The 12,305-nt window shown below is 73.5% G+C and carries 12 protein-coding genes and 1 pseudogene; 2 read left to right on the plus strand and 11 right to left on the minus strand.

From position 1 onward, the window contains the following. Nucleotides 1-14: 14 nt before the first annotated feature. From DEI92_RS15835 to DEI92_RS15880, 10 genes are all read right to left on the minus strand, one after another. Nucleotides 15-515 carry a flavin reductase family protein gene (locus tag DEI92_RS15835; protein ID WP_111014225.1) on the minus strand — a complete coding sequence of 167 codons (501 nt, stop codon included), beginning with the start codon at nucleotides 513-515 and terminating at the stop codon, nucleotides 15-17. Beyond that, on the minus strand, nucleotides 515-2,449 hold the full coding sequence (locus DEI92_RS15840) for an MDR family MFS transporter (protein ID WP_181435003.1): 1,935 nt from the start codon (nucleotides 2,447-2,449) through the stop codon (nucleotides 515-517). Before DEI92_RS15840 ends, DEI92_RS15835 begins: the two co-directional genes overlap by 1 nt. Nucleotides 2,450-2,459: 10 nt before the next feature. Next, the gene (locus tag DEI92_RS15845) at nucleotides 2,460-3,794 is read right to left on the minus strand and encodes an NtaA/DmoA family FMN-dependent monooxygenase (RefSeq protein WP_111014215.1); all 1,335 of its coding nucleotides are present in this window, start codon (nucleotides 3,792-3,794) and stop codon (nucleotides 2,460-2,462) included. Beyond that, nucleotides 3,791-4,462, minus strand: a complete 672-nt coding sequence (locus DEI92_RS15850) for a cysteine hydrolase family protein (RefSeq protein WP_111014216.1) — start codon at nucleotides 4,460-4,462, stop codon at nucleotides 3,791-3,793. Before DEI92_RS15850 ends, DEI92_RS15845 begins: the two co-directional genes overlap by 4 nt. Beyond that, nucleotides 4,462-5,523, minus strand: a complete 1,062-nt coding sequence (locus DEI92_RS15855) for an LLM class flavin-dependent oxidoreductase (protein ID WP_111014217.1) — start codon at nucleotides 5,521-5,523, stop codon at nucleotides 4,462-4,464. Before DEI92_RS15855 ends, DEI92_RS15850 begins: the two co-directional genes overlap by 1 nt. A gap of 86 nt (nucleotides 5,524-5,609) precedes the next feature. Next, nucleotides 5,610-6,722 carry an ABC transporter substrate-binding protein gene (locus DEI92_RS15860; protein ID WP_111014218.1) on the minus strand — a complete coding sequence of 371 codons (1,113 nt, stop codon included), beginning with the start codon at nucleotides 6,720-6,722 and terminating at the stop codon, nucleotides 5,610-5,612. Between the two features lie 242 nt (nucleotides 6,723-6,964). Then, a complete protein-coding gene (locus tag DEI92_RS15865) occupies nucleotides 6,965-7,885 on the minus strand; it encodes an ABC transporter permease (protein WP_111014219.1) in 921 nt (306 codons plus the stop codon). A 10-nt stretch (nucleotides 7,886-7,895) separates the two neighbouring features. Next, complete coding sequence (locus tag DEI92_RS15870; protein WP_111014220.1) at nucleotides 7,896-8,717, minus strand: ABC transporter ATP-binding protein; 822 nt, start codon at nucleotides 8,715-8,717, stop codon at nucleotides 7,896-7,898. Between the two features lie 158 nt (nucleotides 8,718-8,875). Beyond that, nucleotides 8,876-9,388 (minus strand): hypothetical protein, encoded by a 513-nt coding sequence (locus DEI92_RS15875; protein WP_220037516.1) that lies wholly within the window; start codon nucleotides 9,386-9,388, stop codon nucleotides 8,876-8,878. 185 nt (nucleotides 9,389-9,573) lie between these two features. After that, entirely contained in the window at nucleotides 9,574-9,939 is a 366-nt protein-coding gene (locus tag DEI92_RS15880) for a VOC family protein (RefSeq protein WP_111014221.1), read from the minus strand. A 59-nt stretch (nucleotides 9,940-9,998) separates the two neighbouring features. Here DEI92_RS15880 and DEI92_RS15885 point away from each other — a divergent pair, with 59 nt between their 5' ends. Next, the gene (locus DEI92_RS15885; RefSeq protein WP_111014222.1) at nucleotides 9,999-10,442 is read left to right on the plus strand and encodes a MarR family winged helix-turn-helix transcriptional regulator; all 444 of its coding nucleotides are present in this window, start codon (nucleotides 9,999-10,001) and stop codon (nucleotides 10,440-10,442) included. A gap of 43 nt (nucleotides 10,443-10,485) precedes the next feature. Here DEI92_RS15885 and DEI92_RS15890 read toward each other — a convergent pair whose 3' ends face one another. Beyond that, nucleotides 10,486-11,673, minus strand: a complete 1,188-nt coding sequence (locus DEI92_RS15890) for an MFS transporter (protein WP_258370245.1) — start codon at nucleotides 11,671-11,673, stop codon at nucleotides 10,486-10,488. A 218-nt stretch (nucleotides 11,674-11,891) separates the two neighbouring features. Between DEI92_RS15890 and DEI92_RS16635 the strand changes: the two are divergent. Beyond that, nucleotides 11,892-12,305: pseudogene (locus DEI92_RS16635) on the plus strand (hypothetical protein); the annotation flags it as partial.

Here is a 12,305-nt window from a genome sequence, read left to right on the forward strand (position 1 = left end):
CACGCACGCCGCCCTCAATCCGCCAGCACGCGCGCCGTCCGCCGGTGCCACACGAGCGGCTCGGCCTCGTCGTCCGCGGCCACGGCGAGCACGCGGAGCACCACCAGGTCGTGGTCACCCGTCCGCAGCACGTCGGCGACGACGCACTCGAGCCACACGGGCGCGCCGTCGAGCAGGAGTGCTCCGGTCGTGGTGATCGTGAACGGCAGGTCCCGTAACCGGCTCGAGCGGTCACGGGACGCCAGTTGCCGCGTCCGCTCCACGTGCCCCGTCCCGAGCACCGAGATCCCCAGCACAGGCGCGTCGAGCAGGTCGGGCCACGTCGTCGAGGTGTGCTGGACCGCGAACGACACCATCGGCGGCTCGTACGACACCCCGACGCTGAACGACGACACGACCATCACGACGGGGAGCTCACCCGCGACGGCGCCGATCGCCGCGACCCCGCTCGGGTGTTCCGCGAACGCGTCGCGGACGGCCTCGGGGCTGACCCCCGAACCGACGACCGGGCGCATCACCGGGTGACCTCCGTCCCGGGCAGGACGGTCCGGTCGGAGGCCGGCGTGCCGGACCGGTGCCGGGCCTCCCGTTCGTCGTCCCGCATCGCCGCGACCAGTGCGTCGACGTCGGGGAAGGCGCGCTGCTGGCGGAGCAGCTGCTCGACGACGAGGTCGACCCGCTCGCCGTACAGGTCGCCGTCGAAGTCCAGCACGTGCGCCTCGACCGTGTGGTCGCGGCCTTGGAACGTCTCGTTGCCGCCCACCGACACGAGCGCTGGTCGCGGGGTCGCCCACGACGCGGCACGGAACCGGCCGAGGTACACGCCGTCGGGTGGCAGGGCGCCGGGGTCGTCGAGCGCGAGGTTCGCCGTCGGGTAGCCGAGCACGCGGCCGGTCGCCACACCGTGCACGACGACGCCCGTCAGCGGCGGCGGACCCCCGGCGGCGTCCGGCACCCACTGGCCCCCGGGAGCGTCCGGCACCTGCGGGGCCCCGGGAGCGTCCGGCACCCGCGGGGCCCCGGCGGCGTCCGGCACCCGCGCGGCCCCGGCGGCGTCCTCGGGCCCCCGTCCCTCCTCGGCGGGGGCCACCGGCAGCCGCGACGCCGCGACCACCGCGCCCACCGCCACGACGGCGAGCACCCCGAGCGCCGCAGCGGCACCACCGGCACCGGCGAGCACGACGGCGGTCACCGCGCTCCCGAGCACCGCACCGAGCTGCTTGACGCCGTTGAACGCACCGGAGGCCGCACCGAGCGATCCCGGTGCCACGCCCGTGACGGCGGCGAGCGAGAACGGTGCCCAGACGAACGCGTTCGCGACGCCGAACAACGCGAACGCCGCGGCGAGCGCCACGGGTCCGGCGTCGACCTCCACGAGCACGGCCGTCGCGGTGAGGGCGACGACCAGGCAGGCCGCGCCCACGACCGCCCCGGTCCGTGCTCCCGCCCGGTTGGTGACCCTGGCGGCCACGGGTGCGGCGGCGAGCGCGGCGACGCCCATCGGCACGAGGGTCAGGGCCGCGGACACGACGTCGAGCCCGCGGTCGTCCTGCAGGTGGAGCATGAGCGGGATCGGCGCCGACCCCACGCACCACGACGCGGCGGCGGCGCCCGAGGCCCCGGCGCGGAACGAGTGCGAACGGAACAGCGCCCCGGGCAGCAGCGCGGCCGCCTGGTCGTGACGCTGGAGCCGCAGGACGACCCCGACGAGCACGACTCCGGCGACGACGAGCGCCCACCGCGGGAGGCCCGCCACCGACCCGGCGCCGTCCCCCGTCCCCTGCACCCCGAGCACGAACGCCAGCACCCCGAGCGCGACGCCGCCCATCGCCCACGCGGGCACCCGGGCGTGCGACCGCGGCGACCGCGGGACCCACCGGAGCACGGCGGCGCCCGCCAGGACCCCGACCGGCACGTTGACCCAGAACACGGCGGGCCATCCCCAGGCCGCGACGAGGAACCCGCCGACGAGCGGGCCGGCGACCGTGGCCGCGCCGCCGCCGGCGCTCCAGACGGTGAGTGCGACGGCGAGCCGCGGTGGCCGGAACAGCGCGCGGATGGCGGGCAGGCACTGGGGCGTCATGAGCGCTGCCCCGACGCCCTGCACCACCCGCCAGGCGACGAGCAGGCCGATCGCGGGCGCGAGCGCGGCGAACACGGATCCGACGACGAAGGCCCCGAGCCCGACGAGGTACACCCGGCGGCCGCCGAACCGGTCGCCGAGCCGCCCGGCCACCACGAGGGGCACCGCGAACGCGAGCAGGTAGCCGCTGTTCACCCAGAGCGCGGCCGTCGCGTCGACGCGCAGGTCGTCGACGAGCGCCGGCAACGCCACCGAGGTGACGGTGCTGTCGAGCATGAGCACGAAGAACCCGGTGCACAGGCCGGCGAGCGCGAGCCACGGACGGGAGGCCCGACCCCCGCCCGCCCCGACCGGCGCCGTCGCCACCGCGGTCACCTCACACCGCCAGGTTCTCGCGGAGCGTGCGACCGGGATAGCGGGGGGCGAGCGCGCCGCGGGCCCGGAGCTCGGGCACGAGCAGCTCGCTCAGCTCCGCGAACCCCGACGGCATGCCGAGCGGGGTCGAGAGCATGTAGCCCCCGCGGGCTCCGGTCGTGGCGTGGTTCTCCTCGAGGGCGTCGGCGACCTCGGCCGGATCCCCGAGCAGCGTGTGGTCGAGTCCGGTCGCGGAGGCCCATCCGTGGTCGAAGAACTCGTCGCGGGTCATCGTGTGGTCCGCCCCGTGCTCCGCGACGAGGGTGCCGACGAGTCCGCCGGGACTGGCCTGCGCCGCGACGATGGCGTCCTGGAGTTCCCCCAGCCGGAACGTGGTCGGCAGGGTCGAGAAGTCGTACCCGGCGTTGTGCGACAGGAACGCGCCGACGGCCTCGTGGTCCCAGGCGCGCAGGACCTCGTCCCGTCGCGTGGTCGCCTCGCGCCGGGTGCGCCCGACGATCACCTGTGTCGCCCACAGGATCCCGACCGAGGCTGGGTCCCGGCCCTGGGTGCGCAGGGCGTCGTCGAGCATCGCGCGGTGCCGGCGCTGCCCCGCGACCCCGCCGCCGAAGCCGAACACGAGGTCCGCGAACGAGGCCGACGCCGCGATGCCCCGCGGGGAGTTGCCGGCCTGCACGACCACGGGGTGGACCTGCGGGCTGGGGACGCTCGCGAGCGGCCCGCGGACCCGGAAGAACCGGCCTTCGTGGTCGATCGGGTGCACCCCGGCGGGGTCGGCGAAGCGTCCCGTCGTCCGGTCGCGCACGATCGCGTCGGGCGAGACGGAGTCCCAGAGCGCACGGCACACCGCGATGAACTCCTCCATCCGCTCGTACCGGAGGTCGTGGTCCATGAGCTCCGCGGACCCGTAGTTCTCGGCGTCGGCACCGCGGGTCGAGGCCACGACGTTGAACGCGATCCGGCCGTTCGTGACGTGGTCGAGCGAGTTGAGCAGGCGCGCGACGGTGAACGGGTGCATGAACGTCGATGAGTACGTCAGCCCGAAGCCGATGTGCTCGGTCGCGGTCGACATCGCGGCGATGACCGGCGCCATGTCGTGCCGCGGCCACTGGATGCCCCACTCGACCGCGGCGTCCATGCTGCCCCGCCAGGTGTTCGGGATGCCCGAGCCGTCCCCGAAGAACAGCATGTCCACACCGGCGCGTTCCGCGGTCCGGGCGAGTTCGGCGTACATCCGGACGTCGGGGAACTCCTGCCCGATCCAGCTGCCGGCACGGGCCCAGCGCCCCTCGGTGTGGGCGAACGACAGGTCGTAGGCGATGTGGATGCCGCTCACGCCACGGCCTCGTCCCAGACGGCGGTCACGGTGTCGACGTCGGTGACGACGGCCACGTTGAGGCCGAGTTGCACCAGCGCGGCCGCGTGCACGGCGTCGTCGTAGGCGGCCGTCGCGTCCGCGGGCACGACCACGGGCCAGTCGAGCTGGAACGCGTCCTGCGCGGTCGCGGCGACGCAGCACTCGCTCGTCAGGCCGACGACGGTGAGCCAGTCGATCCCGGCGGAGCGGAGCCGTGCCTCCAGGTCGGTGCCGAGGAACCCGCTGTACCCGCGCTTGACGACGCGGTCCTCGCCGGGCGCGGGCGCCATCCGGTACCAGGCGGCCCCCTCGGACCCGATGACGCACGGCTCGTCGAGCCCCATCGGGCCGTCGTAGTCGCCGCCGCGGAGCCAGGTGCTCGCCCGCCAGGGGCGTGCCGGATCGCTGCCGAGCTCGACCCAGACGACGGGCACGCCGACGGCGCGGGCCCGGTCCACGAGCGCCCCGATCCGCGTGACCGTCGCGTCGATCGCGGCGAGGGTCTGCGGCGTGCAGCCGTACGCGCCGATGCGGTCCGGGTCGCCGAAGTCGCGCTGGACGTCGACGACGACGAGGGCCGGTCGCTGTCCCGGTGCCCGGAGGCGGTCGAGGGGCCCGGAGCGCGCCCGGGCGTCGGTGGCGGCCATCAGACGAGGGCCCCGTCGTGCGCACGGAGTGCCGGGAGGACCGTCTCGCCGAACAGCACCATGTCCTGGTCGTACTCGGGGAAGATCAGCATGAGGCCGTCGAGTTCGCCCTGCTCGACGACGTACTCGATGTGCTCCGTGACGGTCGCCGCCGAGCCCGCGACGTACGGCGTCTGGAACGCCGCCTCGCCGACGGCACCGTCCGCCCACGCGCGCGCCTGGTCGGCGGGGATGCCCCAGGACGCCTGCATCCGCGCGAGTGCCTCGCGGTCGAGGCCGGCGCCCCAGGCCCGCACCTTCCGCTCGGCGAGCGCGTCGGTCTCGTCCTGCACGACCGTGAGCATCGAGTAGGTCCGGCACGTCCGGCCCTCGGCGGCGGCGCGATCGTGCACGTCCCGCGACAGGTCGCGCATCTCGTCGAGGTCGTCGGCCGACAGGAACGCGCCGTCGGCGTACTTCGCCTGGAACGCCCGCGCGTCGGCCGAGCGGCCCGCGCTGATGATCCGGGGCCGCGTCACGGGGTGCGGACGCGAGCTGCAGTCGTCGAGGTCGAACCACGGCGTGTGCATCGTCACGGCGTCCTCGGACCACAGCCGGGTGACGGCCTCGGTCCACGCCTCGGTCATCCGGTACCGGTCGGCGTGGCTCAGCGACGGGTCCCACTCGCCGAACTGCACGAACTCGTCCGCGTAGGCACCGTTCACGATGTTCATGCCCACCCGACCGCCCGAGACGTCCTGGAGCGTGGCGTACATCTTCGCCGCGACGGCCGGGTTGTGGACGTTCGCGTGCATGGTCGCCCAGATCCCGACGCGGCTCGTGGCCTCGGCGATCGCGGCCATCATCGTCATGGACTCGAGCGAGCGACCCCAGTGGTCGGTGGTGCCGCCGAAGCCGCGCCACTTCGCCATGGACATGACGAAGTCGAGTCCGATGTCCTCGGCGTGCACCGCGGCGCGCTTGTTCCACGCGTAGGTCGCCTCGGGGTGGGGAGCGGTGGTGGAGAGCATCCAGCCACCGTTCCCGATGGGCAGGAAGATCCCGTACTCTTTCGCGGGCATCGCTGCGACCGCCTTCCGTTCGTGCTGTGGTGCGTGGTGGGTGCTGATCGGTGCGTGATGGGTGCTGATCGGTGCGCGGCGACCGGCTACGGTGCCGGCCAGACCAGCTTGCCGCCCTGGTAGATGGCGTCGACGTACCGGTCGTCGAACCAGCCCTTCGCGTCCGAGGCCGTGACCGACCCGGGGACGATGTCGTACTGGTGGAGCATCGCGACGAGCTTCGTGACGTTGGCCGGGTCGATCCCGCCGAGGGGCTGTCCGGGGGTCGGGTTGTCCGCGATGGTCTTCACCTCGGTCTTCCAGATCTTGGCGTTCTGGGCCTTGTCGTACGTCGCGCCGGACAGGTCGGCGGCGTACCCGACGCACTGCGTGACGTGGGCGTCGCTCGACGAGCAGTACTGGTACGCGTGGATCGCGGCGCGGAGGACGTCCTCGACCGCGGTCGGGTGCGCCTTCGCGAACGCGGGGTTCACGGCCATGGCGCCGATCCATGACGGGATGCCGTACTTGACGGGCTGCCACACCGTCACCGGGTCGCCCGCTGCCCGGAGCAGGTTCGGCTCGTTCGAGATGAAGCCGGTGAGGGCCTCCAGACCGCCCTGCTTGCGGGGCAGCACGGTCGGGTCGTAGCCCTCCTTCACCTGCTGCAGGGACTTCCAGTCCACGCCGGCCTTGATCATCATCGCCTCGACGGCCGCGGGGACGAAGCCCTTGTTGCCGACGACCTTGCCGTCGAGCTGCGTCAGCTTCGTGATGTCCTTGTTCGTCATGAGGATGTCGAGTCCGGCGTTCGAGTACGACGAGACACCGGTGATGTCGATGCCGTTCGCCTGCGCCTGGATGAGGTCCTGCTCGGCGATCGCGGAGATGCTCGCCTGACCGCTCGCGAGCAGCTTCGTGTTCTGGGCGGTGTCGCCGCTGCCGGGCTTGAGGCGCACGTCGAGGCACAGGTCCTTGAAGTACCCGAGCTTGCTCGCGGCGATGTACTCGAGGATCGATGCCGAGGACTGGTACTGGTAGCCGGACAGGTAGGTGATCGGTCCGGCGGCCTTGTTCTCGGCACAGCGCTTCGACGAGATCGCCGAGGTCGAGGACGACGTGGTGTCGGCGGCGCTGCTCGTGCTGCATCCGGCGAGCCCGAGGCTCAACGCGGTGGCGGCGAGTGCGGCGAGACCGGCGACGAGGCGGCGGTGCTGCATGGGTCACTCCTTGCGTGGGTGGGGTGGGGTGGGTGCGGGATGGTGCGACGGGACGGGCGGTGCGTCTGGTGCGGCGGTGCGTCTGGTGCGGTGGGACGGGAGGCACGGCGCGGCCGGCGCCGCAGGGTGCGGCGTGCGGGCGGTCGCGTCGAGCGCGGGAGGGGCTGTGGGACGTGCGGGGCGATGCGGCGGGGGCTGGGCCTCCCGGCTGGAGGTCCCCGGCCGGGGTCAGTCGGCGGCGGTCAGCCGGCCGACCCGGCGTGCCAGCGGAGCGCGCGCCGCTCCACCAGGGTGATGACCGCCAGGAGCAGGACCCCGATCACGGCGAGGATCGCGATCGCGGCGTAGACCACGGCGAGCTGGTTCATCGACGACGCCGTGCTGATCACGGTGCCGAGGCCACCGGTCGACCCCGACGCCGACAGCTCGGCGACGACGGCACCGATGATCGACAGCGGGAACACGATCCGGAGCGCCGCGAACACGTACGGCATGGCGTTCGGAACCCGCAGGTGCACGAGCAGTTCGAGCCGCGACGCGTTCATCGTCCGGTACACCTGCAACACCGGCTGCGGCACCGACCGGAGCCCGACCGCGGTGTTGATGAGGATCGGGAAGAAGCAGATGAGCGCCGTGATGACGAGCTTCGGGGCCGGACCGAACCCGAACGCCACGACGAGCGCCGGGGCGATCGCGACGAGCGGTGTCACGTTGAGGACGACGGCGATGGGCATCACCGCCCGACGGACCACCGGGAGCTCGCTCGTCAGGACCGCGAGCACGAACGCGGCGACGAACCCGATCGCCAGGCCGATCACCGCCTCGAGCAGGGTGATCCCGGCGTTCTGCACGTAGTACGGGAACTGCGTCGCGAGCGACGCGCCGATCGCCGGCAGCGGCGGCAGCAGGTACGGCATCGCGGCCGCGCCCCACTGCCACAGCGCGGCGAGGACCGCGAGCATGACGACGAGCGGCAGCCACACGCGGGGGTGCAGCCACGCGGTGCGGCGCGACCCCGCCGCACGTCCGCCCGGCCGGGAGGTCCGACCCGGCCCCGGTGGCTGCGTCACGACGGCGGCCGTGGTGCCGTCGACCCCTGCTCCGGTCGCGGCCGCGTCGGCGGCGGCGCTCGTCGTCGTGGCGGCCGTGGTCTCGGTGCTCATCCCGCGCCTCCTACGCCGCGTCCGTCGTGCGCCATGCCTGGTGCAGGGCGGCGCGGATGCGGTCCTCGTACTCGTGGAACCGGGTCTCGGCGAACAGGCGCTCGTTGCGGGGACGTGGCAGGTCGATCTCGATCGTGTCGACGATCCGCCCCGGGCGCGGTGCCATCACGACGACCTCGTCGGACATCCGCACGGCCTCGGACACCGAGTGCGTGACGAACAGGACCGTCGTGTGGAGCTCGTCCCACATGTCGAGGAGCTGGTCCTGCAGGTTCTCGCGCGTGAACTCGTCGAGCGCCGAGAACGGCTCGTCCATGAGCAGCACGTCCGGCTGCAACCCGAACGCCCGGACGATCGCGGCGCGCTGCTGCATCCCGCCCGACAGCTGCGAGGGGAGCTTGTCGACCGCGTCCTCGAGGCCTGCCTTGCGGAGCAGGTCGCGCACGTCCGGGCTCGTCGTCGTCCGGTCGCCCAGGTCCCCGATCCGCTGCCGCCGCGCGGTCGCCCCCGTGTTGATCCGCTGTGGCAGCGACACGTTCCCGAGCACCGACAGCCACGGCAGCAGCGCCGGGGTCTGCGGCACGAGGCCGATGAGCTTGGCGGCACACGCCTCGGCGGGGGTCACGCCGTGGACGAGGACGTCGCCGTCGTCCGCCGGCTCGAGGCCCGCGACCAGGCGCAGCAGCGTCGACTTGCCGCAGCCGCTCGGGCCGATGAGGCTCACGAACCGCCCCGGCTCGATCGTCAGGTCCACGCCCGCGAGCGCCACCATCCCGCTTGGTCCCTGTCCGTACACCTTGCGGGCGTCCCGCAGCTCGACCGCAGTCGTCATGTCGTCCCTCCACGCCGTCGCCGAGCACGGATGCTCGTTCTCGGATGGCGGAGAGCGTGCGTCGCGAGTTCGAGGTCTGCGACGCGGAGATCCGCTGCTACGACGACGACCGTACCGAGCACGTGTTTCGTGGAGCGGCGCTCGGTGTTGCGGACGTGTTAACGCTCGGGCGGCCGCGGGGGCCGGTGCTGCTCCGGCACCGCCGCGGGCTGGTCCGGCACCGCCGCGCTGGGCCCCGGAGCCGCAGCTCGGTGCTCCGCCAGCGGCACCACGTGGTCGCCGTCGAACACGACCACCTCGATGCCCAGGTCCGCCGCGGCCGTGGCGACCCACCCGCCGAACGCCTGCACGACCAGCCCCGTGACGACGAGCACGGCGCGCTCGGCCGTGGGCACGCTCCGGAGCAGCCACGCGAGCTTCGCGCAGTCGGCGAGGACCTTGTTCCGGTAGGCGGGCTTGTACGTGCCCTGGTTGCCGATGAGCTGCACGACGACCGTGCCGTCGGGGTCCATGCCCTCGACCTCGACCCGGGTGCGCTCGTCGAGTTGCATCGGCCGCGGCCGGAGGCGCAGCCTCAGGTCGTCCCCGAGGGCCACGAGCATGCGCCGCTCGACGGACCCCTCGGCGAACCGACCCCACTCGCTGCGGGCGTCGGCCGTCGTCAGGGGCATGCGGCGAGTGTAGGGAGCGTCGGTTTCGCCCGTGTTACCGGCCGCGGGCCCTTCCCCGCGACCGGGGTGCGCGCGCCGACGACAAGTGCGCGGTCGTTCACGCGCGCAGTTCGTCGTCCACGCGCGCAGTTCCTCGTCCGCGCGCGCGTCGTCGTCCACGCGCGCACTCCCGCGCGGGAGGCCCGTCACGCCCGGTCGTGCAGCGTGATCCGGTACCCGTCGGGGTCCTCGAACGTGAAGGTACGACCGAACGGTCCGTCGACGGGTCCGTCCACGATCCGGACGCCCGCCGCGACGAGCTCGTCGTGGATCGCCTGCGCATCGGGCGCGTGGAACCACAGCGCGACGCCGACACCCGGCTCGGGCGCGTCGGCAACGCCCGACCCGGGCACGCGCTCCCGCACCGCGAACGCGATCGGCGTGGTGGCGAAGACGACCGCGTGCGGCGGCCCGGGCTGTCGGGTCAGTCCGAGGTGCTGCTCGTAGAACTCCGCGGACCGTTCGAGGTCGCGGACCTGCAGCGAGATGAAGTCGGGGCCGGTGACGGACATGTGTTCTCCTCGTTCGATGTCAGGAAATTGACACCATGACGCTATGTCAGAATACTGACATGAGTCAAGCGGACGAGGGCATCGACCTCGACACGTCGGTGGGGTACCTGCTCAAGCAGGCGTCGAGTGCGCTGCACGCCGCGATGGACGCGGTCCTGCGGCCCCTCGGCATGAGCATCACGCACTACTCGTGCCTCGAACTGCTGGCCCAGCGGCCGGGCCTGTCGAACTCGGAGCTGGCGCGCGGGGCATTCGTGTCGCGGCAGGCGATGCACGTCCTGCTGCAGGCACTCGAGCGCGACGGACACGTCTCCCGCCCTGCCGTCGCCCCCGCGGGCCGGGTACTCCCGACCGAGCTGACACCGCTCGGCCGCGAGCGCCTGGCCGTGGCGAGCGCCGCCGTCCGCGCCGTCGAGACCCGCATGTCGGCCGAGCTCACAGACCGGCAACCCCAGGAACTCGCGGCACTGCTCCGGCGGTGCATCGCGGGCCTCCAGGGGTAGGCGGCGCACCGACCGGCGCGCCGCGACCACGGACGGGATGCCCTCACCCGACCCGCAACGGACCGCGCCGACCGACGAGCCACACCGTCAGGGCGAACCCGGCCAGCACCGCGCCCGCCACGGTCACCCCGGTCCATCCCCAGTCGTCCCAGAGCAGCCCGGCGAGCGCCGACCCGATCGCCCCACCGATGAAGTTCCCGGTCACGAACGCGGTGTTCAACCGGCTCCGGGCCTCGTGCGAGACGGCGAAGATCCGCGCCTGGTTGAGGATGTTCTGCCCCTGGATCGCGATGTCGAGCAGGACGATCGCCACCAGGACGAGCACGACGGACCGTCCCCCGAGCCCCGCGACGACGAACGCCACGAGCGCGAGGACCCAGAGTGCGCCCGTCGCGGGGACGTTCCACCCGCGGTCGTGCAGGCGGCCACCGCGCTGGGCCGCGACCGCGCCGGCCAGACCCGCGAGCCCGAACAGCCCGATGACGACCACGGGGTAGTGGAACGGCGGCCCGCTGAGCAGGAACGTCAGCGCGGTCCAGAACATCGTGAACGCCCCGAACCCCGTGGCGCTCAGCGCGAGCGTCCACCGGACCACGGGTTCGTGGACGACCACGAGGAACACGGACCCGATGAGCGCCGGGTAGCGGATGCGCGCCTTCGGCTCGAGCGTGGGGATCGCCCGGTACAGCAGGAACGCGAGCACCACGGCGGCGACCGCGGCGATGACGAAGATCGTCCGCCAGCCCGCCACCTCGGCGATGAGCCCGCTCAGGGTCCGGGACACCAGGATCCCGGTCAGGAGGCCCGACGCCACCGTCCCGACGACCCGCCCGCGGTGCTCGTCGGCGGCGAGGTCCCCGGCGAGCGGCGTGAGCACCTGCCCCGCCACCGTGGTCAGCCCGACCGCGGCGAGCGCCACGAGGAGTGCGGCCATGGACGGGGCGAGCGCACATGCGGCGAGGGCGACCGCGGACAGCACGAGCATGAGCGGGACGAGCTTCCGTCGGTCCACCACGTCGCCGAGGGGCACGACGAGCAGGATCCCGACGGCGTACCCGAGCTGGGTCACGGTGACGAGCCACCCGGCGGTCGAGGTCGACCCGTGCAGGTCCCCGGCGATGAAGTCGAGGAGCGGCTGCGCCCAGTACAGGTTGCCGACGGCGGCGCCGCCCGCGATCGCGAACAGGAGCGTGCGACCGGTCGTCATGCCGGTCCGGGAGGGCTGGGTCACCCCACCAGCCTGCCCCTCGCCGGCGGATCGGAGGACGCCCCGGCACCACCGTTGTCGCGCGAACGGGGGACTGTCGGGGGACAGTTCACATGTGCGTACGATGTACGTGCAGTCCGCACCCACCGAGCGGGCCACATGGGGGGATCCGGCGTACGAGTGTGCCCGGTCGACATCAGTGGTCGTCGACCGGTGCCATCCCGAGCCGAGGGGCAGCCCGCATGCGCACCCGATCCCGCCACGCCCGTCGGCGCCCCCACCGCAGCACCTCCGGCGGTCGTGGCCCTCACCACCGACTCCCCCGGCTCGTCGCCGCGCTGCTCGTCGTCACGGCGCTCACCGCCGCCGGGACCGGGATCAGCACGGTCGCCCTCGCGGACCCCGGCGCACCGACGGGAGGCGCGACCTCCTCCCCGACGGCCGTCCCGACCGGGGCGCCCTCCGCCGATCCCGGCAGCGCCGGTGGTGGCACTGCCAGCGGCGGTCCCGCCGACGGCGGGCCGACCGGCGCGCCGAACCCGACGACGGCGCCGACCGACGTCCCGACGACCACCCCGACGAGCACGCCCACGACGCCCACCGACGGCGCGGCCGCCATCTCGCCGTGCGCGACGCCGGCGACGTTCTGCACCGCG

Source organism: Curtobacterium sp. MCBD17_034 (assembly GCF_003234515.1).
GTDB lineage: Bacteria > Actinomycetota > Actinomycetes > Actinomycetales > Microbacteriaceae > Curtobacterium.